22 protein-coding genes are annotated in these 26,716 nt (G+C 44.0%); 21 read left to right on the top strand and 1 reads right to left on the bottom strand.

Going from position 1 to position 26,716, the window contains the following annotated elements:
- The first annotated feature begins 4 nt into the window (after positions 1–4).
- The 21 genes from NT178_00425 (at position 5) to NT178_00325 (ending at position 25,925) form a co-directional block, all read left to right on the top strand.
- Positions 5–2,293, top strand: coding sequence for a xanthine dehydrogenase family protein molybdopterin-binding subunit (locus NT178_00425; GenBank protein MCX5811003.1), 2,289 nt, complete (start codon positions 5–7; stop codon positions 2,291–2,293).
- Between the two features lie 81 nt (positions 2,294–2,374).
- Positions 2,375–2,797: a VOC family protein gene (locus NT178_00420; protein MCX5811002.1), complete on the top strand. Its 423-nt coding sequence runs from the start codon at positions 2,375–2,377 to the stop codon at positions 2,795–2,797.
- A 46-nt stretch (positions 2,798–2,843) separates the two neighbouring features.
- Positions 2,844–3,989 carry a saccharopine dehydrogenase NADP-binding domain-containing protein gene (locus NT178_00415; GenBank protein MCX5811001.1) on the top strand — a complete coding sequence of 382 codons (1,146 nt, stop codon included), beginning with the start codon at positions 2,844–2,846 and terminating at the stop codon, positions 3,987–3,989.
- Positions 3,990–4,092: 103 nt separating this feature from the next.
- Positions 4,093–5,355, top strand: coding sequence for an aminotransferase class III-fold pyridoxal phosphate-dependent enzyme (locus NT178_00410; GenBank protein MCX5811000.1), 1,263 nt, complete (start codon positions 4,093–4,095; stop codon positions 5,353–5,355).
- 7 nt (positions 5,356–5,362) lie between these two features.
- Positions 5,363–6,868 (top strand): ATP-binding protein, encoded by a 1,506-nt coding sequence (locus NT178_00405; GenBank protein MCX5810999.1) that lies wholly within the window; start codon positions 5,363–5,365, stop codon positions 6,866–6,868.
- A 4-nt stretch (positions 6,869–6,872) separates the two neighbouring features.
- Positions 6,873–8,213, top strand: a complete 1,341-nt coding sequence (locus NT178_00400; protein ID MCX5810998.1) for a sigma-54 dependent transcriptional regulator — start codon at positions 6,873–6,875, stop codon at positions 8,211–8,213.
- A 131-nt stretch (positions 8,214–8,344) separates the two neighbouring features.
- Entirely contained in the window at positions 8,345–9,487 is a 1,143-nt protein-coding gene (locus tag NT178_00395; GenBank protein ID MCX5810997.1) for an acyl-CoA/acyl-ACP dehydrogenase, read from the top strand.
- Between the two features lie 146 nt (positions 9,488–9,633).
- Positions 9,634–10,662, top strand: a complete 1,029-nt coding sequence (locus NT178_00390; protein ID MCX5810996.1) for a TRAP transporter substrate-binding protein — start codon at positions 9,634–9,636, stop codon at positions 10,660–10,662.
- A gap of 85 nt (positions 10,663–10,747) precedes the next feature.
- A complete protein-coding gene (locus NT178_00385) occupies positions 10,748–11,236 on the top strand; it encodes a TRAP transporter small permease (protein ID MCX5810995.1) in 489 nt (162 codons plus the stop codon).
- Positions 11,229–12,530, top strand: coding sequence for a TRAP transporter large permease (locus NT178_00380; GenBank protein ID MCX5810994.1), 1,302 nt, complete (start codon positions 11,229–11,231; stop codon positions 12,528–12,530). Before NT178_00385 ends, NT178_00380 begins: the two co-directional genes overlap by 8 nt.
- A gap of 47 nt (positions 12,531–12,577) precedes the next feature.
- Positions 12,578–14,125 carry a long-chain-fatty-acid--CoA ligase gene (locus NT178_00375; GenBank protein MCX5810993.1) on the top strand — a complete coding sequence of 516 codons (1,548 nt, stop codon included), beginning with the start codon at positions 12,578–12,580 and terminating at the stop codon, positions 14,123–14,125.
- A 24-nt stretch (positions 14,126–14,149) separates the two neighbouring features.
- Complete coding sequence (locus tag NT178_00370; GenBank protein ID MCX5810992.1) at positions 14,150–15,244, top strand: (Fe-S)-binding protein; 1,095 nt, start codon at positions 14,150–14,152, stop codon at positions 15,242–15,244.
- Position 15,245: 1 nt separating this feature from the next.
- A complete protein-coding gene (locus tag NT178_00365) occupies positions 15,246–16,025 on the top strand; it encodes an electron transfer flavoprotein subunit beta/FixA family protein (GenBank protein MCX5810991.1) in 780 nt (259 codons plus the stop codon).
- The gene (locus tag NT178_00360) at positions 16,022–16,957 is read left to right on the top strand and encodes an electron transfer flavoprotein subunit alpha/FixB family protein (GenBank protein MCX5810990.1); all 936 of its coding nucleotides are present in this window, start codon (positions 16,022–16,024) and stop codon (positions 16,955–16,957) included. The genes NT178_00365 and NT178_00360 overlap by 4 nt, the downstream gene beginning before the upstream one ends.
- A 35-nt stretch (positions 16,958–16,992) precedes the next feature.
- Positions 16,993–19,704, top strand: coding sequence for an FAD-dependent oxidoreductase (locus NT178_00355; protein MCX5810989.1), 2,712 nt, complete (start codon positions 16,993–16,995; stop codon positions 19,702–19,704).
- A gap of 70 nt (positions 19,705–19,774) precedes the next feature.
- Positions 19,775–21,448 carry a CoB--CoM heterodisulfide reductase iron-sulfur subunit A family protein gene (locus NT178_00350; GenBank protein ID MCX5810988.1) on the top strand — a complete coding sequence of 558 codons (1,674 nt, stop codon included), beginning with the start codon at positions 19,775–19,777 and terminating at the stop codon, positions 21,446–21,448.
- A 121-nt stretch (positions 21,449–21,569) separates the two neighbouring features.
- A complete protein-coding gene (locus tag NT178_00345; protein ID MCX5810987.1) occupies positions 21,570–21,989 on the top strand; it encodes a hydrogenase iron-sulfur subunit in 420 nt (139 codons plus the stop codon).
- A complete protein-coding gene (locus NT178_00340; GenBank protein ID MCX5810986.1) occupies positions 21,970–22,980 on the top strand; it encodes a 4Fe-4S dicluster domain-containing protein in 1,011 nt (336 codons plus the stop codon). Before NT178_00345 ends, NT178_00340 begins: the two co-directional genes overlap by 20 nt.
- A complete protein-coding gene (locus NT178_00335) occupies positions 22,967–23,500 on the top strand; it encodes a (Fe-S)-binding protein (protein MCX5810985.1) in 534 nt (177 codons plus the stop codon). The genes NT178_00340 and NT178_00335 overlap by 14 nt, the downstream gene beginning before the upstream one ends.
- Positions 23,500–24,180 carry a heterodisulfide reductase-related iron-sulfur binding cluster gene (locus tag NT178_00330; GenBank protein ID MCX5810984.1) on the top strand — a complete coding sequence of 227 codons (681 nt, stop codon included), beginning with the start codon at positions 23,500–23,502 and terminating at the stop codon, positions 24,178–24,180. The genes NT178_00335 and NT178_00330 overlap by 1 nt, the downstream gene beginning before the upstream one ends.
- The gene (locus NT178_00325) at positions 24,177–25,925 is read left to right on the top strand and encodes an FAD-dependent oxidoreductase (GenBank protein ID MCX5810983.1); all 1,749 of its coding nucleotides are present in this window, start codon (positions 24,177–24,179) and stop codon (positions 25,923–25,925) included. Before NT178_00330 ends, NT178_00325 begins: the two co-directional genes overlap by 4 nt.
- Before the next feature lie 275 nt (positions 25,926–26,200).
- Here NT178_00325 and NT178_00320 read toward each other — a convergent pair whose 3' ends face one another.
- Positions 26,201–26,623, bottom strand: a complete 423-nt coding sequence (locus tag NT178_00320) for a type II toxin-antitoxin system MqsA family antitoxin (protein MCX5810982.1) — start codon at positions 26,621–26,623, stop codon at positions 26,201–26,203.
- Between the last annotated feature and the right edge of the window lie 93 nt (positions 26,624–26,716).

The following is a 26,716-nucleotide window of genomic DNA, read 5'->3' as shown; positions in this document are numbered from 1 at the left end:
AGATATGGAAAAGTATTCTCTCATTGGAAAAAGTATAAAAAGGGTTGATGTAACCTCAAAAGCAACTGGAGAGGCAATTTTTTCGGCAGATATAAAACTTTCCCGGATGCTTGTCGGAAAGATATTGAGATCACCATACCCGCATGCCAGGATCATCCGCATTGATACATCCAACGCTGAAAATCTCTCTGGTGTAAAAGCCGTTGTTACTTCAGGGGACACATCCGGTGACAAATGGGGTGTTTTTCGTTACACGCAAGATCAGCAGTTCCTGCCGACAGATAAAGTCAGGTATGTCGGCGAAGAAGTAGCTGCAGTTGCTGCCATTGATGAAGACACTGCTATTGAGGCTTTAAAACTTATCAAGGTAGAATATGAAGAGCTTCCGGCTGTGTTTGATATTGAATCTGCTCTAAAGCCGGGCGCTCCTCTGATCCATGAAAACAATCCCGGTAATATAAATATACATGTAAATATTGATATTGGTGATATAGAAAAAGGATTCAAAGAATCTTATTATCTTCGCGAAGATACATTTATGGCCCCTGAAGATTCGTACTTTCAGGGTGAACCATACGCTGTAGCAGCACATTTTGACCAGTCAGGCAATCTTGAGATATGGATGCCCAATGCAGGACCTCATCTAAAAGCCAAACCACTGTCAAATGTGCTGAAAATTCCTCTTAATAAAGTAAGAGTTCGTAAAATAAGGATTGGCGGTGCCTTTGGGGGCCGTTCGGAGATTTCTCCTGCCGATGTAATATGTGCACTTCTTGCAAAAAAGGCTCAACGACCTGTAAAAATTGTTTATACCCGCGAAGAAAACTCGATAGCGACCCGGCAGGCTCACTCCATGGTTGCTACAATTAAAACCGGTGTCGACAAAGAAGGTAGGGTATTATCGAGGGATATTATCTGTCATATGGATGGCGGGGCATACAGCAGCACAGGCCCAATTGCTGTCAGCGTTCCCTTTTTATGTATGGAACAGGCATATCGTATGGATAATGTGCGCTATAATGGATACAGAATTTTTACAAACAAACCTATCAGGGGGATGTTCCGCACCCACGGCAGGGCCTTTGCTTGCGGAATTGACTTACAGCTTGATATGATAGGTCAGGAACTTGGGCTTGATCCGGTTCAAATGCGCCTTAACAACGTAAGGAAGACAGGCGAATATACCTCAACAAAGTCATATATAGCAAGTTGTGGTATGACAGAGGCAATACTTAAAACATCAGAAAAGGCAAAATGGAAAGAAAAGTGGGGAAAGCTACTCCCCTATCATGGGATAGGCATAGGTTGTAATTCTGTTCAAACAGGATTTCCTATGGGGATAAGGGGAGGTTCTCAGGCATTTATTAAATTTAATGAAGAAGGGGGTATCAGTGTAATAACCGGCATAGTTGACAACGGTCAGGGAAACGACAGTATGATAGTGCAAATTGCTGCCGAAGAGCTGGGACTTGCCTTGGATAATGTTCAGCTAATAAGTGCTGACACAGAGGTTACACCAAGCGACCCTGGATCTTATTCAATGTGTGAGACATTTATCGGTGGAAACGCTGTAAGGCTTGCTGCTCAGGATGCAAAGAAGAAGCTTCTGAAGATTGCCTCAGAGGTACTGAAAGTTAGTGCAGATCAACTTGACTTGCGAGATAAAAAGATCTTTGTAATTAATAATCCGGAGCAATCAATCTCAATGTCTAAAGTAGTCAGGATGGCTCTGGGTAGAGGTGAGTCTATAAGCGGAGAAGGCACTTACTGGCCGAAGGTAGATAGCAGACGTGAATGGGTGGAAAATCCATCCGGTCAGCTTTCGGAAACATTTTCTTTTGGTTCAGTTATTGCGGAAGTAAAGGTAGACCCGGAGACAGGCAAGGTTGATGTACTCGAAGTAACGGCAGCACAGGATGTAGGGTATGCCCTTAACCCGAAAGTCATTGAAGGTCAGTTTGAAGGCGGGGTAGCGATGGGTGGTCAGGGAGGTATGCTTAGCGAATACATACTCTGGTATAACGGCAGGGTATTAAACCCGAACCAGCTTGATTATATGGTGCCTCTGGCAACCGATATGCCAAAAATAAATGATATAATAGTTGAAACAATTGATCCAAATGGACCTTATGGAGCAAAAGAAGCAGGTATGTCAGTTGCTATGAGTGCGGCCCAGGCCTACTGTGGCGCTATCTGTAATGCCATTGGTGTGAATATAAAAGATTTTCCGCTTACGCCCGACAAAATATTAAAGGCTATTGAGGAAAAGAAAAAAGGTGAACAAAATCCATGAAGCGTCATTCGTGAAGCGTGAAACGTAGAAATACAAGATACAATTAACGAGATACAGGCTTAAAAGGAAAAAGATGAAGGAATGAAGATAGAAAAGATTGACCATATATGTTTTGCAGTAAAAGACCTTGAAGAAACAAAAACGGTATATAAAGAAGATTTTGGGTTAATACCGGCATTTGAATATATTGCAGAATCAGAAAAGATAAAAGTAGCACGGTATTATATAGGTGAGGTGGCTATAGAGTTTATGGAATCTACTTCACCTGATGGAGACGTTGCAAAGTTCATAGATAGCAAAGGGGAGGGTGCATTTCTTATATCGTATAAAGTAGATAATCTTGATAATGCATTAGAGGAACTGAGAAAAAAAGGCAAAGAGCTTATTGATGATGAACCAAGAGAGCTTTTTGGAAATAGATATGCCTTCGTACATCATCCAAGCAAGCTCCACGGTGTGCTTACCGAACTTCTCGAAGGGGATTTCGATATAAATAAGCGATAGTATATATTTGGATATATAAAATTATAATTTAAAGGTGGGAATGAGAATGCGAGCATTAGTAATAGGTGGAACAGGTGGCATGGGACAGGGAGTTGCCCGGGATCTTATTAAACAGGAGCAGATCAACGAAGTAATTCTTGGTGACATAAATATAGACCCGCATAGAGTAAATGATAAGTTGCGCGCCAGTAAAAAAGTATCACTAATCAGGATTGATGTAAATGATCATAAAGGCATGGTTGCAGCAATTAAGGATACCGATGTAGTTATCAACTGCGCAGGACCATTTTATAAAACGGCGGTTGCGGTTGCCAGGGCAGCCGTCGAAGCAAAGGTCAACTATATTGATATTTGTGATGACTATGAGGCTGTCCCTATTCTTTTTTCCTCTTCTGACATAGACAATGCCGCCAAGGAAGCGGGGATAACCGTCCTGACTGGAATGGGATCGGATCCAGGAACAAACAATGTAATAGTTAAATGGTACGCAAACCAACTGGATCGTGTTGACGAGATTCACTTATTCTGGGTCGTAAGTATCGCCGAACTTGCAGGCGCAGCCTGGGATCATAGTCTCCATATGGTTACAGGTAAAATTCCTCAATTTCTGGATGGGAAGCTGGAATATGTAGATGGTGGTACCGGCGAAGAGATAGCTACGTTCCTTGAACCTCTTGGTACATGCAAGGTTCGCTATGTGGGTCATCCACAGCCAATAACAATACCCCGTTACATTGAAGGCTTGAAGAAGGTAGTTATTAAAGGTGCGTTGATACCGGCATGGGTAGATGAGCTGATTAAAGAGCAGAAAGAGACAGGTTTTCTCGGTACGGAACCGGTAGAGGTTAGGGGAACAAGGGTAGTACCTTATGATCTGACTTTGAAGCTTTGGGAAACAATTCCTAATAACAGAGATAAGGGACCCCTTGCTTCCGGCTTGAAAGTGATTGTAAAGGGTGAGAGAAAAGGAAAACAGGTAACATATACAGCCGATATAGTGGGCAGGATGGCGCCAGGAACAGGACTTCCCGCTTCGATCGCTGCGTTGATGATGTTTGCCGGTGATGTGAAGGTAAAAGGAGTAGTAGCCCCTGAGGGTTGCATAGATCCGGAAAAATTCCTCTCAGCATTGCTACAAAGAGGTGCCAGGATACATCAAACAGAAACGATAACATCCATTTTGACACTTTAGAAAATATTTAAGCTATTTAAAGTGTTAAAACATTTTTAACACTTTAAATGTTTATTGAAAGTATCAATAATAACTGACTGTTACGGTTACAACAGGAGGATATATGAAAGATATTCAAAAACTCAATATAACAAAAAGTCAGGAATTTTTTGAAGAGGCAAAAACGTTGATTCCTGGTGGGGTTCTGGGTGCAAGAAAACCTGGGGATTTTATTATAGGAGAGTATCCTATTTTCCTCGAGTACGGCAAGGGATGTAGATTAACCGATGTTGATGGAAATGAGTTTATTGACTTTCTATGTGGCTACGGACCTATTATCCTGGGTTACAGGGAAGAAGAGGTTGATGATGCAGTGATAAAACAGATAAAAGATAAAGGTTTCTGCTTTTCGCTCACACAATCTTATCAGAATGAACTTGCTAAAAAGTTGAACGTACTGATCCCCAGCTCTGAGATGAGCATCTTTTTAAAGACCGGCTCCGATGCTACTTCGGCAAGTATCCGTATCGCAAGGGCGCACACAAACCGGACCAAAGTCATGCGATGTGGCTACCACGGCTGGCATGACTGGTGCGTAGAGATGAAAGGGGGCATCCCTGAAAAATTCTATGAGGATGTATATGAATTCCATTATAATGATCTTGACCAGCTTAAAGACCTCATGAAAAAACATGGCGATGAGACAGCCGCCATAATTATGACCCCTTTTGGACATCCTCTCCATCAGAAGATGCAGGTACCGGCACCCGGATTTCTCGAAGGTGTAAGAGAACTTTCCGACAAGTATGGCTCTGTTCTGGTTTTCGATGAAGTGCGTACCTGTTTCAGGCTTAGAATGGGTGGAGCGCAGGAACTTTATGGAGTAACGCCTGATTTAACGGTACTTGGAAAGGGTATGGCCAACGGATATGCAATTAGCGTTGTTACCGGAAAGAAAAACGTGATGATGGCAGCAGAATCCAAGCTTTTTATTTCTTCCACCTTCTTTCCGAACAGTGACGGTTATATCGCCGCGCTAAAAACCATCGAAATTCTGGAACGTGACAAAGTCCTTGAAAACATATGGGAAAAAGGCGGCCGTCTTCTGAAAAAAATCCAGGACATTATTGACAAGTATGATGTCGGGGCAGAGTTGTCCGGTGTTGCTCCGATGTTTTTAATAACCTTCAAGAAAGATGAGGCAAATACTCAGAAAGCCAGACGCGATGATTTTTACACCCAACTTATCCGCAGGGGTTTCTTTTTCACCCCGCACCATCATGCGTATATCAGCTACAGACACACTGAAGAAGATCTGGACAAAACGGCGCAAGCAATAGGCGAAGCCATGGCTTATGTAAATGAAAAATACCATACATTAATGTGAATCAAGCATGAAATTTGATCCTAACATAGATTTCAATATCGTACAGTCCATTCTTGATTCCTTGCCAATGGAAGTTTACGTTCTTGACCGAGGACGGAAAATTCAGTGGAAAAACGAAAGAATAGCGATTTGGTCTCAAGAAGAGGGTATTTTTCAATCCGGAAAGACATCCTGCTACAGAGAGATATTCAAAAGGAGAGTACCATGCAGCAACTGTCCGGCTTTGAGAACACTTAAGAGCGGCCGCTTGGAACATACGGAAATAAAGAGTAAGCATAAAGGAAAATCAAGGCATTACCTTATTACCACTGCACCTCTCAGGAAGGGTAGAGTGGAGGACGAGACTCTTATCATTGAGACTGTTCAGGATATTACCGATCAAAAAAAGACAGAAGAAGCATTGCGGAGTCTGAACGATTTTAATAAAGCCATTATTGATAATGCACCTGTAGCCATTTTTACGATAGACAGGGATGGAAAATTTATGAGTGTAAATCCTGCATTAGCTGCCCTTTCCGGTTTAGGCGCTGAGGCTGAAGAGAAACTCTTACGTTTTAACTGGCTTCAAAACACTTACACGGTTAGATGCGGTCTTGCTGAGCACATAAAGAAGGGGCTCAATGGTGAACCTTTTGAGCTGCAGGATTTTCCCTTTACGACCTATCGGGGTGATCAGGGTCAATATATTCACTTCCGTGGAGTGCCTCTGAAAAGCAAAAATGGGAAAGTAGAGGGACTTTTGTGTATAATAGAGGATAACACCGAGAAAGTGAAGGCAAAAATCCAGTCAATTCAGGATGTAAAGACATCGGTCATAGGAAGACTTATGACAGGCGTTGCCCATGAGCTTAACAATCCTCTTGCTACAATTGCTGCCAATTCTGAGCTTGCCTGCGAATTGTTCCAGGGCTTCAAGGGCGGTAATGCAAAAGAAGACGAAATGACTGAACTTCGTGAATATTTGGATGTCATACAGGAACAGGCATTCCGGTGCAAAAATATCATAAAAGATATGATCGATCTGACGAAGAAAAAAGATTTTGAAGTTCAGGAAATAGATTTGAATGTATGTTTGAACGATCTCCTGAAGCAAATAAACTTTAAAAAATTAAACATTCGCCTGTACAAAGATATTGCCCCATGCATACTTCATGTCAAAGGAGATTTAAATGCCGTGAAGCAGTCTTTTATGAATATTTTTCAAAATGCAGTGGATGCTGTTGGAAGAAGAGATGGTGGAGTGATACGGGTAAAAGCTTATCCGATTGACAACACAGTAAAGGTAGAAATTGAAGATAACGGTGTTGGTATTCATGATGACCTCATAGACAAGATTTTTGAGCCTTTTTTCTCGACTAAAGACGCGGGCAAAGGTGTTGGGCTGGGCCTCACGTTGTGTTATGAATTTTTAAACAGGATGGGTGGAAATATTGAGGTAGAGAGCAAACTTGGAAGGGGGAGCTTCTTCAAAGTCACATTGCCTGGATATTTTATACATAGAGGAGAAAAATAGCCTGATGATACGCATTCTTATTGTTGATGATGAACATCAGCTTGTAGAAGCATTCAAAAAAAAGCTTTCCAAGGAAGGAATGGAGGTCTTCACCGCATTAAACGGCCACGAGGCTCTTCCTATAATGAAGCAGGAAATTTTAGACATTGGACTTTTTGATATAATGCTTCCTGACATGGATGGTGTTGAACTTCTGGGCAGGTTAAGGGAGATGCAACCTACCACAGAAGTAATCATGCTTACGGGCAATGCATCGGTTGATACAGCTATACGATCAATGAAGCTCGGTGCATACGATTACCTCACAAAGCCTTGTAAGCTTTCAGAGTTGCATACCGTGATACTTAAAGCATATGAAAAGAAACAACTGAAAGAAAAAAATATTGTCCTCGAGGAGCATTTACAAAGGGTTGAACTACATGACAGGTTTATAGGTGATAGTAAAGAAATTAAGGAGGTTAAAAAATTTATCTCCTTAGTAAGCACCTCTACGGCGCCCGTTTTGGTGCTTGGAGAAACAGGCACAGGAAAAGAGCTTGTAGCAAGGGCTATCCATACCCTCTCTATACGTTCTTCAAATCCTTTTGTAGCAATTAATTCAAGCTGCCTTCAGGAAAACATTCTTGAAAGTGAGCTCTTCGGGTATAAAAAAGGTGCATTTACAGGAGCACAAACAGACAAAGTGGGCCTGCTTCAGATAGCTGATAAAGGTACATTTTTTGTTGATGAAGTGGCGGATATGAACCCGGCAATCCAGGCAAAGCTTCTCAGGGTCCTTGAGACTTCAGCATTCAGGAAACTTGGCGATACAAAAGAGACTAAAGTAGACGTACGCTTTATTTTTGCCACAAATAAGAGTCTTGAGGAAGAAATTGAAACAAACAGATTTCGTAAAGACCTTTTTTACCGGCTTAATACTTTTATTATTGAAGTGCCGCCCCTTCGTAAACGAAAAAGCGATCTGCTTGTTTTGACTAAATATTTTTTGGAAAAACATGCCAGAGGAGGTAAAAAAAAGATGATCTCGAACCAGGCCATGGACCTTCTGATAGATTATCACTGGCCAGGCAATGTTAGAGAGCTTGCAAACGTGCTGGAGCGGGCAATATTGATTTCAGGGGGCAGAAGCGAGATTGTCAGTGATGACTTTCCACAAAGTATTGTGAACACTCTGTCCGCTACTGCCGGAAAGGAAAGACAAGCATTGAGTAGAGGTATACTGCGGCTGGATAATATAGAAAGAGAACATATAGAAAACGTGCTTAAGCATACCAATGGTAATAAGAGCAAAGCTGCCAGACTCCTTGGTATAAGCCGCCGGAAACTTTATAGCATGATTGATTGAGTAATATATCATAACAGCTATCCCTTATCAGGTTCAATACCCCGCAGATTATTGCGGGGTATTTCGTTTTATGGCCTGATTATTGCATTTTGACTTTTTCTATAAACCATTTAGAAAAGGGAGGCTGACAGATGTTCGAACTGACACCAGAGCAGAAAGACGTAAGAAAAGCTGCAAGAGAGTTCGCCGAAGGAGAACTGATGGAAGTGGCGCGGGAGCTGGATGAAAAGGAGGAGTTCGACGAAAAACTCTGGAAAAAGGCTGCAGATTTAGGGTTTCTTGGGGTCTTTATAGATGAAAAATACGGCGGAGCAGGCCTTGGGTATTTAGATCACAGCCTCATATGTGAAGAGTTTTCCCGTATTGACTGCGGCATTGCACATTCGATAACATCGTCATTTTTCGGTTCACAACTCATAAGCCTCATTGGAAGCGAAGAACAAAAGCTAAAATATCTCCCTTTAGTATGCAAAGGCGAAGCCAAGATGGGTGTTGCCATAACGGAACCAGATGCGGGAAGCGACGTGTCTTCTGTTAAAACCATGGCAAGAAAAACTGACAGCGGATATGTGATATCCGGTAACAAAACATTCATAACAAATGCTAATCGAGGAGATTTTCTTATCGTTCTTTGTATTACTACTCCTGAAGCGAAAAAAAAATACGATCGTTTCAGCACTATTATTGTAGAAACTAACAGGCCGGGTTACGAGTCAAGTAAACTGAAAAATAAACTTTCACTACGCTGCTCTGATACAGGAGAGGTTACTTTCAAAGATGTAACAGTTCCTAAGGAAAATCTACTTGGTAAGGAGGGTAGGGGATTCTATAATATTATGGAATTTCTCAATCGTTCCCGCTTGGAAGCAGCAGGATTCGGGATAGGAACAGCTCAGGGAGCATTAGAGAAAGCGATAAGTCATGTGCGTAAAAGAAAACAGTTTGGGGCCCCCCTTGCCGACTCACCGATAGTACAGTCAAAAATAGCCGAGATGGCCACTTTAGTCGAAGCCGGAAGAAGCTTCCTTTATTGTACCAGCGCAAAATTGGATAAAGGTGAATTAGACCATGCGCTTATTGCCATGACGAAATGGTACGCCGCAGAGATAGCAGTAAAAGTTTCCGATGAAGCGATACAACTCCACGGAGGATATGGTATACTGGAAGAATATGATGTCGGTCATTACTGGCGCGACGCAAAAGTCCTTGAGATTTTTGAAGGAACAAAAGAAGTTGAGAAATTGATTATCGGCAGGAGACTGTTAGGACGGTAAGCATTGTACCAATATGATACAGGCTGTATCTTATTGGTACAATATAGAAAAAGGTTCAGTCTATGTGTTGTGAATTAACTTGTTTTTCAATGTGGCATTAAAATTGCTTGGTTCAGATAGTAAATAAAATCTTAGAAGGGGGTATTATGAAACGGATTCGCATTATTCATTTGTTGGTATTTGTTTTTTTCGTAGTTACATGTATGGCTGCAACGGTCAGCTTTGCACAGGAAAAGGTAATAACAATAAAAATTGCTAACTGGTTCCCTGTGGGAAGCAAGCACGATCTCATTTTGCAGGAATGGGGTAAAGATCTTGAAAAACGGGCGGGCGGCAAAGTCAAAGTCAATTACTATGCTGCAGGCACGCTTGTTCCTGCTGCACAGTCATACGATGCCGTTGTGAAGGGAATTGCCGATGTGGGCAACCATGTTCTCGGATACACAATGGGCAGATTTCCATTTTCACAGGTACTCGATCTTCCTATCGGGTGGCCGCAGGGACCTGAAGCAACCAAGATTGCAAACGACTTTTATAAGAAATTTAATCCAAAAGAGTTCGATGATGTGAAGGTATTGCTATTCCATGGACAGCCAGGCGGTTTTCTCCATACAAAAACAAGACCTGTTGAAAAGCTTGAAGATGCAAAGGGGTTGAAGCTACGGTGCTTCGGGTCAAATGCAAAGTTTGTCGGCTTGATAGGCGCAGCTCCTGTAGCAATGCCTATGCCTGATGTGTATGATGCCCTTGCAAAAGGCGTTGTTGACGGGTTGATGTCAAGTTATGAGGCACTGCATAATTTCAGGACAGGGGAACATGTAAAATACTCTACAGAGAACGTAACCAGCGCATATTCAGCAGTATTTATTGTAATGATGAACAAGAAAAAATTTGCCTCACTTCCTCCTGATGTCCAGGCAATAGTGGATAAAATGAGTGTTGAATACATAGACAAGTACGGCAAGTTGTGGGCAGACATTACAAAAGACGGCAAGGACTGGCTGGTAAAGAGAGGCGTCAAAATTATTTCTCTAAGCAAAGAAGAACAAGCCCGTTGGTATGAAAAAGGCTCCAAACCCCTTGTTGATGCATATATAAAGGATGCGAAGGAAAAGGGCTTGCCTGGTGATGAGGCGGTGAAATTTCTTTTAGATTCTATCAAGAAGTACCACTAATACTCTAAAAATTCACCCCGGGGAGTTCAGGTACAACACTCCCCGGGTATATAAGCCCGAATACCATAAAAAGGAAGGTAAAAGAATGCAAAAATTTCTCAGCGCCACCTTAAAGATCAGCAAAGTCACAAATTCCGTCGGAGGGATAATACTTGCCCTGATGATGTTTTTTACGGTAGTTGATGTTATTATGCGTTACCTTGGGAAACCTATTACGGGAACATTTGAGTTGGTAGCCTTTGCCGGAGCCCTGATTATAGGTATGTCTCTTCCTCAGTCATCATTGGAGGGTGCGCACGTAAATGTTGATATACTTACGGAGTATCTCTCCGATTTCTGGAAAAGGATATTCATAATTTTTACAAAACTATTAGGCTTCGTGTTCTTTATACTCCTTACATGGTCGTTTTTTTTAAAGGGGAACGATTTGTATAAAACGCATGAGGTTTCGCTTACCTTACACGTCCCCTATTATCCTGTAGCATACTTGTTATCACTTTGCGGCCTTATAGAGTCCCTGGTACTCCTGTCCGATGTCCTTAAGGCGATTTTTGGAGGTGATAAACATGAATGAGATTACGTTCGGCATGATAGCGCTATTTTTACTTTTATGTGTATTTCTAACAGGCATTGAACTTGCTTTTGGTATGGCTATTGTTGGTTTCATAGGGTTTGCCATGCTTAACGACTTTGAAACTGCCATAAGCCTCCTGGCAAATGATTATTTTGATGCTCTCGCGTCTTACAGCCTCACTGCCATACCCCTTTTTGTGCTTATGGGCCAGATTGCCTTTAATGCAGGCATTGCAAGACGTTTATTCGATACTACACATAAATTTATAGGACATATCCCGGGGGGGCTTGCCGTAGCAACAGTGGCAGGCGCAACCGTGTTCAAGGCAATATGCGGTTCCGTGGCTGCCACAGCCGCAACATTTGCAAGCGTTGCCGTTCCGGAGATGGACAGATATGGTTACAGCAAAAAACTTTCGACCGGAATAGTTGCTTCAGTGGGGACGCTCGGCATCCTGCTCCCTCCAAGCGTGACCCTGATAGTCTTCGGTATCGTAACACAACAGTCTATAGGCAAGCTTTTCATGGCCGGCGTAATACCGGGGCTTATTTTATCTTTCCTTTTTATGGTAGTAATTTGCGGATGGTGCGGAATCAATCCGTCTATTGGACCAAAAAGCGAAAAATATGACTGGCCGGCAAGATGGAAGACCGTTCCCAATGTAATATGGCCTATTGTCATATTTCTCATATTGATAGGCGGCCTTATGTACGGGATTTTCACGCCCACGGAAGCAGGCAGCATCGGAGCATTCGCTGTGCTTGTTCTGTGTGTTCTAAAAAGGGATATTAATTTCAAAGGCTTTATCAAATCTATTGAGGAATCTTTGCGCACCGCATGTATGGTTCTTATGCTTATTGCTTCATCAGCGATACTGGGCCATTTTATCGCCATTACCCAAATTCCCCAGGTAGCAGCCGACACGATTACCGCACTGCCGATACACCGTGTCTGGATAATGATTATCATTTTCTTAGTATATCTTATAGGCGGTTCCTTTATAGATGACCTTGCATTTATGATCCTTGCAACACCGATCTTTTTTCCTATTGTATTAAAACTTGGTTATGACCCTTTATGGGCCGGCATTATGATTGCTCTTACAGTATGTATTGGTTCAGTGATTCCGCCTGTGGCCATCTGTGTTTTTATTGTTAAGAATATAACCAAAGTACCAATGGGCATTATTTACAAAGGTGTTTATCCTTTTCTCATTTCTATGGTCCTTTGTGTGGCATTGCTGTTCGTTTTTCCGGAACTGGTGACCTGGCTGCCTAATTTACTTATGAAATAAGATAGACATGCCACATTTATACATACAACAAGAGGAGGTAAATCATAATGGTCATCGGTGATATGCTTGTAAGAAATGCAAATAAATTTCCTGCAAAAACTGCCATTGTCTCGGAAGAGGCAACAACGGACTTTAAAACTTTGAACGAAAGAGTCAATTGCCTGGCAAACGCTCTATTAGATAAGGGGCTAAATAAAGGTGACCGCATAGGGGTACTTGTTCATAACTGCCATCAATTTATGGAAATATATTTTGCAGCAGCAAAAACAGGAGGTATCTTTTGCCCTTACAACAACCATCTCACAAAAGGCGAGCTTTTTGATATATTGAATTATTCGGCTCCTAAATTCCTTTTTTTGGATGAGGACTACGGTGAGATGATAGATACGCTCAGGCCGGATGTAAATCCTATGGATCATTATATATGCCTCCAAACCCCGACGTTCCCTTATATGGAGGATTACAAAAACATTCTTACCATTGGGTATAGTTCTGAGCCCAACATTAAAATATCTGAAGAAGATGTGCTCAGCATCATCTTTACTGCAGGCACAACAGGTAAGGCAAAGGGTGCGATGAGAACGCATAGACACCTCATGTCTGATGCTGTAGCAAGCGTAATAGAGCTACGGGTTGAGTATGACGAGCGTGTGTTGATCACCTTTCCCATGTATCACGTGGCCTGCGAAGACAATATTGTCAGGCATTCTTATATGCCAAACACATTCTACATCCGGCGGGAAGGGGGATTCAATCCTGAACAGGTTCTGGAATATATTTCAAAAGAACGGATTACGAGGTGCCAGATGGTGCCTACCATGATTCATAGCCTTCTCCAGGTACCGGATGTAAAAAAATATGATTTGAGCAATTTACGGCTCATCCTATACGCCGGTGCGCCTATGCATGTAGAGCTTCTCAAGAAAGCTCTTGAGGTTTTTCCATGCGGTTTTGCCCAGTTGTACGGGCAGACTGAAAGCGGACCCTTTACAACAGTATTAAAGCCTGAAGATCATATCCTTGACGGCAATGAGAAAAAGATCAAGAGGCTTGCTTCTTCCGGCAAGCCTGCGCTTAATTACGAGATCAGAATCGTAGACGAGGATGATAAAGACGTGGCTGTCGGCGAGGTAGGGGAGATAATCGGCAGAAGCGAGGCAGTTATGAAGGGATACTGGCAGATGCCGGAGGAGACGGAAAAAAAGCTGAAAAACGGCTGGCTTCATACAGGCGATCTCGGCAAACTTGATGAGGATGGATACGTCTATTTAGTGGAAAGAAAAAATGACATGATAATAAGCGGCGGGGTCAATATATATCCGAGAGAGATCGAGGAAATACTCTATAAACACCCGGCTGTGCTTGAGGTATCGGTGATCGGCGTCCCCGATGAACACTGGGGTGAAGTGCCGAAGGCTGTTGTTGTCCTGAGACAGGAGGTCGTTGCAACAAAAGAGGATATTATCAAATTTTGCGGAGAGCATCTGGCCGGATACAAAAAACCGAAATCTGTTGAATTCTGGAAAGAGTTGCCCAAGAGCCCGCAGGGGAAAATTTTGAAAAAAGCTATAAGGGAGTCTTTAAAGAAGATTTGATTTGAAACGCAGAGGTATGAAAATATGATCAGCCAGACTCAAACAAGGGTTTTAACATGCATCCAATGCGGAAAATGTACGGGGAGCTGCCCTGAGGCAGGAAGAACCCCCTTCAACATACGTATGCTTGTGAGAAAAAAGCAGTTCCAGCATCATATAGAAGAGTCGATCCCCTGGTACTGTACATCATGCGGCGCATGTACCATCAGGTGTCCCAGAGATGTAAAACCATCAGAAATGATTATTGATGTAAGGTCTGTCATGGTTGAAGAAGGGGACATACCGGCAACCATTCAAAAAGCCCTTGAGAATACCTTTGTTCAGAGGAACCCGTGGGGTCGTTCCCGGGCTAAAAGGGGATCCTGGTTCGAAAAACTTGATATCGAGGTCCCTCATGTAAGTGAAACCGTGTCAAAGAGGCTTCTTTTCACATGTTGTATTCAGGCATATGATCCCAGGTGCATGGTTATACCGGTAAATGTAGCAAAGATGCTCAATAAAGGAGGTCTGGAATTCGGTGTTCTTGGGGAAGAGGAAGCATGCTGCGGCAACGAGATACGGCGAATAGGCGAGTCAGGTCTTTTCGAGGAGCTTCAGGAAGAGAATATTGCCGCTTTTAAAGAATACGGGGTTAAGGAGATTATAACCCTTTCCCATCATTGTATGAACACGCTGAAGAAGGAATACGGCAATCTGGGCATCAAGGTATCCCATTACACGGAGGTACTGGCAAGTATGGTAAAAGAGGGGCGACTTGCCCCCAAAATACCTTATAACAAGAAAGTGATTTACCATGACCCTTGTTTTCTCGGAAAACAAAATGGCATCTTCGATGAACCAAGGGATATACTCAAAAGTATAGAAGGTCTGGAACTACTTGAGTTTTCAAGGTCCAGGGAAACATCCCTCTGTTGTGAAGGCGGGGGCGGAAGGATGTTTTACGAGGCAGAGACAACCTGTCAACGGAATAGCGAAATAAGAGTTTTGGAAGCAATAGAAAAAGGGGCAGAAGTAATGGCAACAAGCTGTCCCTTCTGTGTAATGACACTTGAAGACCCGGCAACTGAAAAAGGGTTGGCAGTGAAAGAGATATCCGAGATATTGATGGAGGTTTTATAAAATGAATCTATTGGTTTTTACAAAGAGAGTACCGGCAACACAGGAAGAAGAACTGCGGATTGTTGACGAGGGTAGGGCAGTCGACCTTTCAAAGGTTCCTTTCAAGGTGAATGATTGGGATAATTACGCAGTTGAAGAGGCGGTAAGGATTGTTGAGAAAACCAGTGGAACTGTGACAGCAATCTCCATCGGCGATGCAGAATCCGACGAGGTCTTGCGAAGGGCCATTGCTATGGGGGCAAAAGACGGTTTTCTCATTGAGATTGATCAGATACTTCACGACCCCGGCGCAAGAGCAACCGTGATACAGAATTTCCTGAAGAAAGAAAATGTTCCTTTTGATGCGATCTTTACGGGTGTACAGTCCGAGGACGATCAGTTCGGTGCAATGGGTGGTATTCTCGCGGCCAAACTGGGGCTTCCCTTCGTATCTATGGTTATCGGTATCGACGCCTTTGAAAGTGACCACGTTATAGCAAGAAGAGAACTCGAAGGTGGTCTCCAGGAGAGAGTGAAGGTTATGCTCCCTTGTGTTATATCAATTCAGACAGGGATTAACGAGCCCCGATATGTTTCCATTATGGGTGTAAGGAAGGCATCCAAGGTAGAACGCAAGTTCTTTAAAGGAAAGGAGTATGAAGATAACCTGAACCCCGGCATAGAGGTTGTAAAATGGGTTTACCCGGCCAGGAAGGGTGGGGCAACTATGCTTACTGGCGAGATGGATGGTATATGTAAAGACCTTATCGGAATTCTTAAGGAAAAGGGGGTATACCAATGAGCTATACACTGGTTGTAGCTGAAGTAAGACGTGGGGTCTTTGAAGAAAGAAACCTGGATTCCATAGGTATTGCAGCCCTCCTGCAAAAGAGCATCGTTCTTCTCATGCCCGATGGCGCCTATGAAATGAAGGGAAATCTTGTAAATATTGCTATCAAGGCAACCGTGCAAGAGGAGATATTTCTCAACCCACTGAATTTCATTACAATTTTAGAAAAAGTGATGACTTCTCGTGGGAAACCGGATGTGATCGTCTTCACACACTCATCGTCAGGCGCTGAGCTTGCGTCCTATGTGGCGGGGCATTTCGATATGCCTCTTATTACGGATGTAAGCGGCTTTGATAAAGAAACGAACGTTTTCTACAAAAGCTACTATTCGGATAAAATATTCGGTGAATTCCGGCAGGCAGGAAGCGGCCCCTGTGTTGTCACCGTGCGAAGCGGCAGCTTTAAAGAACATGCTGTTGAAAAAGGTCCTGCTGAAACCGTCGCGCTTGAGGACATTACCCTTGCAGAAGGGAGATCCTTCATCGAGTATGTTGAGGAAGAAAAGGGAGAGATAGATATCACCAAAGCCGAGTTCCTCCTTTCCGTGGGAAGAGGGATTGGGAATAAGGACGAGATAGACGATTATCAGGAGCTTGCCGGACTGCTGAGGGCAACTTTGTCCGGCTCGCGACCTGTTATTGATAAAATGTGGCTTCCCAAGGCACAACAGGTCGGTACTTCCGGCAAAACAGTTAAACCCAAAGTATATCTCGCCATGGGCATAAGCGGGGCATTCCAGCATATAGCCGGTATGAAAGATTCTGACTGTATTATAGCAGTTAATAAAGATCCGGAAGCGCCCATATTCCAGTATGCCCATTATGGCGTAATCGGCGATGCAAACAAGCTCCGGGATAAGTTGAAAGATATAGTGAAAGGATAATTTGAATTTGCAGATTTCTGACTTCGGATTGCGGAATGAATGATACATATTCTCAAGAGAAACGGGTACTTGTTGTTGGCGGGGGCATTGGCGGCATAACTGCTGCCCTTGAGCTTGCGGCCTGCGGCGTTCAAGTGACCATGCTCGAGGAAGGTCCATCCATAGGGGGACGGATGATTCAGCTCGATAAAACCTTCCCTACACTGGATTGTTCCACATGCACCCTTTCGCCAAAGATGGTAGAGGTGGCCCTCCACCAGAATATAGACCTTTTTTCGTGGGCAAAGCCGGTGGCTGTGAAGAAAAGCGGGAACGGATTTGAAGTTATTGTCTTAAAGAAATCCCGTTACGTAGATATCAAAAAGTGCACCGCCTGCGGCACATGCTTTCCGGGGTGTCCGGTAGTAATGAAGAGCGAATTCAACATGGGGACCGGCGAGAGGAAGGCAATTTATATCCCCTTCCCGCAAGCCATACCAAATAAGGCTACTGTTGATAAACGGGAAGACCGGCCGTGCAAGGCTGCCTGTATGGATGCATGTCCCATCCATACAAACGTGCTTGGATACATCAAACATATCAGTGAGGGGAGGTTTGAAGATGCCTATATGCTTATCAGGCAGACAAACCCCTTTCCTTCGGTATGCGGCAGGGTATGCTATGCGCCCTGCGAACAGGCGTGTAACAGGGGACAGTTTGATTCTTCTCTGGCCGTTCGTGATCTGAAACGTTTTGCTGTTGATTGCTTTGATCCAAATTCCCTTGTGATGCCTCAGATTCAAAAGACAGGTAAACAAGTGGCTGTCATAGGGGCCGGACCGGCAGGGCTTGCCTGCGCCCATGATCTTGCTCTTGAAGGGCATGATGTAACTGTTTTTGAAGCCCTCCCGGAACCGGGCGGAATGTTGCGGTATGCCATACCGGAATTCAGATTGCCGAAGGCGGAACTGAAAAAAGAGATCGACTATATCGAGAAGCTGGGTGTTACAATTCAATGTGGTGTTGAGGTCGGAAAAAGCAAGGGCATCGACTCATTGATAAACGATTATGATGCTGTTTTTATCAGTACCGGCGCTCCCGAAGGGTTACTTCCAGGCGTGGAAGGAGAAGAATTTTCCGGCATTATTGATGGCATACAATTCCTTCGTGCTGTAAATATAGACCATTTGCTCACAATAGGTAAATGTGTTGCCGTCATAGGCGGGGGCAATACAGCCGTTGACTGTGCGAGAACAGCAAAACGGCTTGGTTGTGAAAACGTGAGCATTATCTATCGTCGGACCCGCGACGAAATGCCCGCAGCGTATGAAGAGATAGAAGCCCTTTTGAACGAGGGCATAGAGATACAGTTTCTTGTGACGCCTGTACGATTTTATGCCGACAATGGAACGCTCTCAAGAATGGAATGTATTCGTATGGAACTTGGCGAACCTGATGCGAGCGGTCGTCGACGTCCAATTCCCGTAAATGGGTCTGAGTTTCCCGTGCCAGTGGATATGGTAATTACGGCTCTCGGACAAACAACACAAATCTCTTTCGCAGAAGAGACCGGGGTGTCTTTAAGCAAAAGCCGTACCATAGAAATAGATCCTGCAACAGGCGCTACCAATATAAAAGGCATTTTTGCCGGTGGTGATGTTGTCACAGGCCCGGCTTATGTTGTTGATGCTATCGCTGCAGGCCAGAAGGCTGCACTCTCCATAAGCAGTTATTTGAGAGGAGAAGAATTAACAACATACAAGGTGAAAAAAGAACCGGAGAAATTATCCGGAAATGAGGTGGCAGAGCTTGCCGGAAGAATCAAAAAAATTGAGCGGATCCCCATGCCTGAGAGGCCGGTGGAACAGAGAATTGCTGATTTTAACGAGGTAGCTTTGGGCTATAATCCTGACCAGGCAATAGCGGAGGCCTCTCGATGTCTTGCCGGTCAGATAGAGGGGTGTATCCAGTGCGGGGAGTGTGAGAGGCGTTGCGATGTGAAGGCCATCGACTACGATATGAAAGACGAAATTGTGGACATGCAGTTTGACAGCATTGTCCTTGCGCCTGGCTTTGACCTATATGACCCGACTGAAAAAAAGGAATTTGGTTACGGCACGCTTGAAGGTGTTATGACAGGAATAGAATTTGAGAGGATTTGTTCGGTTACAGGACCTACAGAAGGTGAGATTCTCTTAAAGGGAAAGACCCCGAAGAGATTTTATTTTATACAGTGTGTTGGATCAAGAGACAGGCAGAGCAATGCCCGTTTCTGTTCAAGGGTGTGCTGTATGTACACGGCAAAGCATGCCAGTATAGTGAAGGACAGGATAAAGGATTCGGAGATTTACGTCTCCTATATCGATGTGAGGGCCTATGGTAAAAGTTATGAAGAATTCTACAAGAGTACCCAGGAGAGTGGTACCTTTTACATAAGAGGCATTCCCGGAGAAGTAACGCAGGGCAAAAACGGTCTCCTGGTGAAGGTAGAAGACATGTTAAGCGGCGAGCTGCGTGAGATCGAGGTGGACATTGTGATACTGGCAACAGGAGTAAGGCCCCGGAAGGAAACGGCGGGACTTTGCAGCATGATGGACATAGAGAGGGATGAGTACGGATTTATCAAGTGTAACTCGATAGCCCCTTCAAAGACAAATGTGGATGGTATCTTTGTCTGCGGTATGGCCTCAGGCCCTAAGGATGTACCCGACACAGTTGCCTCCGGCGGAGAGGCGGCATCACGATGCCTGGAGTATATAAATCAGTGAATAGTGAAAAAAATAAAGAAAAAGATTTTTATAAGTCCTATATGACTTATAAAATTCAGAGACTTTTGACATGAAGACCGGTATATTTATCTGCCATTGCGGGCATAATATTAAACATACTGTTGATGTGAAAAAGCTGAGTACATATTTCAAGATGTTCCCCAGTGTAACTGTATCAGAGGATTACCCTTTTGTATGCTCCGAGCCGGGTCAGGACATGATTAAGGACAGCATCGAAAAACACGGCCTTGACCGTGTTATTATTGCTTCATGCACCCCTTCGCTCCATCAGGAACTCTTTAAAGACCTCTTGAAAAAGTCCGATTTGAATCCTTTTCTCTTAAGGAGGGTGGGCATCAGAGAGCATTGTTCCTGGGTTGGAGATGATGTTGATAAGAATACGGAAAAAGCAATAAGACTTATAAAGGCCGGGCTTTATTCATCGTCACACTATGTTCCCCTTGAAGAAAAACGGGTAGATGTGACCAAGTCGGCACTTATCATTGGCGGAGGCGTCTCAGGCTTAAGCGCAGCCGTTTTTCTCTCAAAGATGGGTATGCAGGTCTATCTGGTGGAAAAAGAGGCGGAACTTGGCGGCCACACCAGGAATCTTAAAAACATATGGCCCATTGGAGAAGACGGTACGTTAATTATTGAGGAAATGGAGAAGGAACTTCAAGGCAGAGAGAATGTGGAGATCTTTACATCAACGACTATCAGCTCATTTGAAGGCTCCTTCGGGAACTACGAGGCAGTGCTCTTAACCCGGGCAGGTGAAAAAAGGATAGTCGCCGGCGGAGTTATCGTGGCCATAGGGTTTTCACCTTTTGACCCCCAAATAAAGCCTGAATTGGCATACGGTATAGATAAAAGGATCATTACCACTATGGATTTTGAAAGAAGCATCGATGCCCTGTCCCTTCCCGAGAACCCGCGAATAGCCATACTCCACTGTGTGGGGTCAAGGGATGAGCAGATAGGGAAACCATACTGTTCAAGGGTATGTTGCATCAATGCGCTTCGCGTCGCTGACACAGTAAAAGAGAAATATAAGGATTCATACGTTGAGTCATTTTATATGGACGTGAGGGCCCATCCGCGAGGCGGAGAAGAATTCTTTGAGGATACGCAGGAAAAGGGTGTCTTGTTCACAAGAAGCAATATCGCTGAAATCATCCCAGGTTCCAAGGGTGTACTTGTCAGGGGAGAGGATACGCTATTTAATGAGCTCTTTGAGAGGGAGTTTGACCTTGTGGTGCTCTCCATCGGTATGTCGCCTCCTGAAGACAACCGGTTGATCTCGTCGCTACTTAAGATCACGCTTGATAAGGACAAATTTTTCCTTGAGGCCCATGTGAAACTCAGACCCTATGATACGGCAGTAAAAGGGATTTTTATTGCAGGGGCATGTTCCGGGCCCAAGGATATTGAAGAATCGATCAACCATGGCAGGGCATCGGCAACAAAGCTCTACGGTTTTCTGAATCTTGGCTATGCCTTTGTGGAGCCCTTTATTGCTTTTGTTGATATGAAAAGATGCAGCGGTTGCAGGATGTGTGAAAAGGCATGTGTTGCAAAGGCAATAAAGTTTGATGAAACAAAGAGGCTTGTGCACGTGGAGGAGGCTGCATGCATGGGCTGTGGGCTCTGTAATGCAACATGTCCTTCATCGGCCATAGGATTGAGGGGGTACCTTGACAACGTAATAGATGACGAGATAAGCGCTTTGGTGGAAGCAGTGTAAGAGCAGTGAATAGTGAATAGAGAGAAACAAGAGAAAAGGAATGCAATCGTGAACAACAGGAAGCCAGTGAATAGTAAGCAACAAAGCCAATAGGGAAAGCTATTCACTAAAGGGAGGTATCATGTCTGAAGACAAAACCGATAAGAACCAGGAAATCATAGGTTTCGCCTGTTCTTTCTGCACGTTCAAGGCATCCGAGATGGCCGGAAGTTTAAGGATGAAATACCCCGATGGGGTGAGGCTGGTTCAGGTTCCCTGTTCAAGCAGGGTGGATCCAGCCTTTGTCATTAAATCTATCCTTGAAGGTGCTGATGGTGCTTTTGTTGCCGGATGCCATCCGGGTGACTGTCATTTTATAAAAGGCAATTACTTTACACGGAGAAAAATAGCTGCCTTGAAAGAGATGTTTGACGCATTTTCGATGAAAGACAAGCTACGCCTGTTCTGGGTAAGCGCAGCCGAGGCGCGACGTTTCGTGGAAAAAGTTACAGGTATGTATAACGAAATAAAGGAAAAGAAAAATGCAGGGAAAACAAATTAATAACGGCAAAATCGAAAATGCCCTCAACAGGTTTCTGGAGGTCGAAAAGCATCTGGTCCTGGGTTTTGAAAAGGGAGCGGACGACATCGGCCATCGGATATTTAAAGGCAACCTCGATCATTTTTCGCTTATAAATACATCATTCGGCATAAACGGGGCTTTATACCTGCGCCGTTTATTCGCCAAGGGTACAAAGATCATGCTCATTCTTCGACCTTGCGAAATCAGAGCTTATATTGAACTGGTCAAGCTGACACAGATTGAATGTGAGGATATCATTGCCGTTTCTGTCGATTGTTTCGGGGCTGTATCTTCAAAAGAAAAGACGGACGATATACCAACAGAGGTAGCACAAATAAAGGATTATTTCAAGGAACCTGAAAAAATGCGATGGGCTTGCAGGGTTTGCAGTGAACGAAGAGGGGTTGTGGGAGACGCAGGCATCAGGCTGGACAAAAACGGTTTTATGTGGGCATCCCCCTATACTGAGAAGGGTGAGACCTTTCTTTCGCTTATAGAGGGCGAAGCTGGAGATGCCCCTGCTGAAATGTCCATAAACGCAACCGTAAAAACAGAGAAGTTCCGAACCGATATGGAAGAGTTTTCAAAAGACTTTTTAAAATGCATTATGTGTAAAAACTGCAGGGATATGTGTCCTGTCTGCTACTGCATCGATTGTGTCTTCAACGGCGACGAATATCTGCCAAAAGGCGATGCATTCCTGAACAAGATTCTACGGACAGGTTCTGCTGCCATGCCCCAGGGGAAGGAACTTTTTCATTTAATACGGATGTTCCATGTATCACAGACTTGTGTAGGCTGCGGTGCCTGTGAAGAGGCCTGTCCTCAGGGCATCCCTTTAACAAAATATTTCAAGGGTATATCGGAAAGACTACAGGGCATGTTCGCATACATGTCAGGGAAGAGTTTCGACGAGGAGATACCTTACCTTACATTTCTTGAGGACGAGTTAAAAGATGCAGAAGACTGATTACATTATAGAGTTAGCTGGCTATAAAAAAGAGGATTTCTCGGTCTGTCTCGGATGCAAGATTTGCGCTTCAGTCTGTACGGTCAATGACCTTGAGATGAACATAAACCCCCAGGACCTCCTCGTCAGTTTGTTCCTTGAGCAAGAGGTGGACAGGGATCATCTACTGGTACGTTATTGCACCAACTGTTACCGCTGTACCAGTGCGTGTCCGTGGCGGATAAAAATACCGGATGTGGTTCGGGCCTTGCGGGAAAGCCTTTCTGTGGCCTCGCCCTTTGAAAAGGCATTCAAAGGGTCCATCAACATATGGGGCAGGGTATACGAGCCCTACGTGTTTTTGATGGCAATACCCTTTTTACTCAAAGAGGGGTATGTTAAACATATGGCAAAATGGACAGAATACATGAGTATCCATTTGCCCCATAAGGTAAAACGCTTAAATCGATCAAACAGCTTAAACAATTCGCATGGGTTGAACGGCTCAAACGATTTGAACGGCAATAAAGGCAGGATGTGATGAATTACGGATATTATCCCGGATGTTCCCTGACCGGTTCCGCCCGTAAGCTCGATAAGGGAGTACGGGCTATATTTAGAAAGCTCGGTCACAGTCTTAATGAGATTCCTGATTGGAATTGCTGTGGCGCCCTGGAATACGGCGACCGTAATGAGCTTATCGGGCTATCCAGGGAAAACCTGAAAAAAGCTGAAGGCATGTGCAGGGAGATCGTAGCGCCGTGCCCTGCCTGTTACAAAAACTTGAAAGAAGCTAATTCAGATGCCAATTTTGAAATATTGAACCCCTTAGAACTTCTCGACAAGGAAGCGCTGGTATCGCTGAATGCCATGCGGGACCTGAAGGGAAAGGTTTTTACGCCTTATTACGGATGCGTGCTTTTGCGTCCGGAAGAGACGGCCATAAGGAACAAAACCGTTATGGAAGATCTGATAACATTTTTTGGCGGAGAGATCGAAGGTGAGAAGATTAAAGACCGGTGCTGCGGAGGCAACCAGTTCTTTGCCAACAAATGGGCCACAGAGAAGCTTTCTACGTTGATCCTGGAAAAATCCAGAGGGGTCATGGTGGTATTCTGCCCCCTATGTCATATGGCCCTTAAAACCTTTTCAACAAAAAGGAAAATCATCTATCTCACAGACCTTCTACTCTATTTGACGGGAGATAATAACGCGTTATGAATGTATTGATAGTAGGCGGCGGTATAAGCGGCATATCAGCGGCAAAGGTTATTTTAAAAGAAGGTCATCATGTTACCATACTCGAATGTGCTCCTGAGCCGGGTGGCCTCATGGCGCGCATCGCGAACTGCCGGGTAGGGTTTAAGACATTTTTTGATGAGATCAGAGATAACAATAATATTGATGTAATAACAGGTACTAACATTAAGACTGTTGATAAATTAGATGAAATATATGTTGTAACAACCTATAATGATAGAGTAATAAAAGCAGATAAGATAATTATAACCGCAGGTCTCATCCCCTATGATCCGGTTGAATATAAAGGGAAGAGGGTGCTTACAAGCCTTGAATACGACGCCCTTATAGACCAGCGCAACGGGGAGCTTCCCGATGATTTTAACAAGATCGGCTTTGTACTCTGCGTGGGCTCCCGTTCAAAGGAGTACCCCCTTTGTTCATCGGTATGTTGTTCTTACACCATACGCGAGATTAAATGGACCCTCCAGAGGACAAAACCCGAGATCAAGGTCTTTTACAATGACCTCCGGTTTTTCGGCCAGGAATTTTATATGGAAAAGGCATACAGGGACGCAGGTGTTACATTCATAAGAGCAAATTCAAGATACTTCGAAGAGGATGAAGAGGGTGTTACGATCCGGTATTTCACCGGAGATGATCTCAAAGAGGAGCGTTTTAATTACGTGGTCCTCGGGATTGGTCTACGTCCAAATCCACAGCTTGTGACCTTGGGTAAATTATTCGGCTTTTCCCTCAACGAGTATGGATTTGTAAAGGAAGAGACACCATTAACAACGGATGTGGAAGGGGTCTATGTATCCGGAGGCGCCCTTGAGCCTATGAATATTAAAGATGCTATTCTTACGGGATTCGGCGCAGGCATACTTACACTCAGGGGTGAGGATTTCCCGTCGGAAATCGTAAGGAATCAAGAAAAGATATATAAAGAATCCGAACCTGTTTTTGCCGATATTGATAATGAGTTTTCAACATGCCTCTTTTACCTTGGAACGGAAGATGCAGGCTCAGCAATGTTCTATGAGTATGTTTCCGCTAAATTTTTAGATATGGCGCGGGATCTCAGAAAAGATGGAAAAAAAGTCTATGTGCTGACGAAAAACATGGTTATGCCTTCGTATGGTGAGTTGATTTATGAAAAGGCAAGGCGTGAAGGCATTATATTCATTCATCTTGAAGAAGGGGAGGCAGTTTCCTTTGAAGAGGGCAGGGCCGCCATTACTGGCCTCAAGAGAGAACTGACCATAGACGCCGACAAGATTATACGTTTTGACGACTACAAAGACCTGTTTAAAAACCGGGAATTCCTCTCCCTATACAGATCTGAGCCTCAGCTCAGGTGGTCGCCTACCAAGTGGGGAAGAAAGCGATATCATGTAGGTTTTATCAGACACCCTCGCGCAGAAAGGTGGGAGTCACGTGAGATACTTGGAGCCCTCGGGGAGATGCTCCTCGATGTGGAAGAAGAACGCGTATTGCCTGAAGTAAATGAAGAACGTTGCAGTGGCTGCGGCTCCTGTAAATCTGCATGTCCACAAAATGCAATAGAAATTAATATACAAAAAAAGACTATATCAATATTCGGACCGCAAACATCCTCTGACATACCTATGGCACATATAAATGAAGACATCTGCACAGGCTGCGGATTATGTGCGTCAACATGTCCATCAGACGTGATAAGCATAATCCCATACTGTGAATAAGAGTAGCAATCAAGGACTCCTTCCTGCTATCTACCTTCGGCCCTCATCAGTAGCATACCATGTTTTAAACAGTATTCGATGGCGCTGCCGAAAAGTTTTTGCTTGAAGCTTTAAAGGAATTGGAACACAATTGATTTTATATGGAGAGCGATGAACGCGCGCTTAGATTCAAGGTGCCTGCAAAAAACAAGACCTGACCCTATAAGTTTTTTTCTATAAGGCCCTTAACCAGCAATGGTTTGAGGGCCTTTGTTTTTCTGGAAGATATTTTGGTGCTATTTTGTGGCTGAGGATACAGCTTGGTTAGATGCACGGATTTCAATCATTAGTTCGGGATGCCGTTCTACCAGCTTGAGAAGTTTTATTAACGGTACCGAAGGGCGCGTTTCCCCCCTCTCATAACGTGAAAATGCAAGCTTGCCTACACCAAAAACTTCAGATAGCTCGGCCTGCGTAAGCTTCAGTTTTTTTCGAATGCGCCTGATATCCGCGCTCACATCTCCTTTCACTGCACGCACCAATGCCGCCTGTGCTTCCGTATAACGCCGGTAACTTTCCTCATCCCATATACCTTCATTGCATCGGGGACAGAACTCACCTTTCATCCCATGAAGGGTCAACGACTGGTTTCCGAAGGAAAGTTTTTCATCCTGAGTTCTTGTTTCTATTTCTGCATAACCACAGCTTGGACATTCCATTTTAATACCTCACTTTTTCTTAAACTGAATTACGGGTGGCCGCCCATCGGTAAAACCGGTAATCTTAATATAAACTGATATACCATCCGGTGT

Source organism: Pseudomonadota bacterium (assembly GCA_026388255.1).
In the GTDB taxonomy this organism is placed as follows: domain Bacteria; phylum Desulfobacterota; class Syntrophorhabdia; order Syntrophorhabdales; family Syntrophorhabdaceae; genus JAPLKB01.
The sequence above is the reverse complement of the archived record's forward strand: the minus strand, read 5'-3'. Positions and strand labels throughout refer to the sequence as shown.

Excerpts from the sequence above, each read along its gene's own strand:
- NT178_00425 (MCX5811003.1), top strand. The coding sequence starts at position 5 with ATGGAAAAGTATTCTCTCATTGGAAAAAGTATAAAAAGGGTTGATGTA.
- NT178_00365 (MCX5810991.1), top strand. The coding sequence starts at position 15,246 with ATGAATCTATTGGTTTTTACAAAGAGAGTACCGGCAACACAGGAAGAA.
- NT178_00355 (MCX5810989.1), top strand. The coding sequence starts at position 16,993 with ATGAATGATACATATTCTCAAGAGAAACGGGTACTTGTTGTTGGCGGG.
- NT178_00405 (MCX5810999.1), top strand. The coding sequence starts at position 5,363 with ATGAAATTTGATCCTAACATAGATTTCAATATCGTACAGTCCATTCTT.
- NT178_00395 (MCX5810997.1), top strand. The coding sequence starts at position 8,345 with ATGTTCGAACTGACACCAGAGCAGAAAGACGTAAGAAAAGCTGCAAGA.
- NT178_00360 (MCX5810990.1), top strand. The coding sequence starts at position 16,022 with ATGAGCTATACACTGGTTGTAGCTGAAGTAAGACGTGGGGTCTTTGAA.
- NT178_00330 (MCX5810984.1), top strand. The coding sequence starts at position 23,500 with ATGAATTACGGATATTATCCCGGATGTTCCCTGACCGGTTCCGCCCGT.
- NT178_00340 (MCX5810986.1), top strand. The coding sequence starts at position 21,970 with ATGCAGGGAAAACAAATTAATAACGGCAAAATCGAAAATGCCCTCAAC.
- NT178_00415 (MCX5811001.1), top strand. The coding sequence starts at position 2,844 with ATGCGAGCATTAGTAATAGGTGGAACAGGTGGCATGGGACAGGGAGTT.
- NT178_00325 (MCX5810983.1), top strand. The coding sequence starts at position 24,177 with ATGAATGTATTGATAGTAGGCGGCGGTATAAGCGGCATATCAGCGGCA.
- NT178_00350 (MCX5810988.1), top strand. The coding sequence starts at position 19,775 with ATGAAGACCGGTATATTTATCTGCCATTGCGGGCATAATATTAAACAT.
- NT178_00375 (MCX5810993.1), top strand. The coding sequence starts at position 12,578 with ATGGTCATCGGTGATATGCTTGTAAGAAATGCAAATAAATTTCCTGCA.
- NT178_00320 (MCX5810982.1), bottom strand. The coding sequence starts at position 26,623 with ATGGAATGTCCAAGCTGTGGTTATGCAGAAATAGAAACAAGAACTCAG.
- NT178_00400 (MCX5810998.1), top strand. The coding sequence starts at position 6,873 with ATGATACGCATTCTTATTGTTGATGATGAACATCAGCTTGTAGAAGCA.
- NT178_00410 (MCX5811000.1), top strand. The coding sequence starts at position 4,093 with ATGAAAGATATTCAAAAACTCAATATAACAAAAAGTCAGGAATTTTTT.
- NT178_00345 (MCX5810987.1), top strand. The coding sequence starts at position 21,570 with ATGTCTGAAGACAAAACCGATAAGAACCAGGAAATCATAGGTTTCGCC.
- NT178_00385 (MCX5810995.1), top strand. The coding sequence starts at position 10,748 with ATGCAAAAATTTCTCAGCGCCACCTTAAAGATCAGCAAAGTCACAAAT.
- NT178_00370 (MCX5810992.1), top strand. The coding sequence starts at position 14,150 with ATGATCAGCCAGACTCAAACAAGGGTTTTAACATGCATCCAATGCGGA.
- NT178_00335 (MCX5810985.1), top strand. The coding sequence starts at position 22,967 with ATGCAGAAGACTGATTACATTATAGAGTTAGCTGGCTATAAAAAAGAG.
- NT178_00420 (MCX5811002.1), top strand. The coding sequence starts at position 2,375 with ATGAAGATAGAAAAGATTGACCATATATGTTTTGCAGTAAAAGACCTT.
- NT178_00390 (MCX5810996.1), top strand. The coding sequence starts at position 9,634 with ATGAAACGGATTCGCATTATTCATTTGTTGGTATTTGTTTTTTTCGTA.
- NT178_00380 (MCX5810994.1), top strand. The coding sequence starts at position 11,229 with ATGAATGAGATTACGTTCGGCATGATAGCGCTATTTTTACTTTTATGT.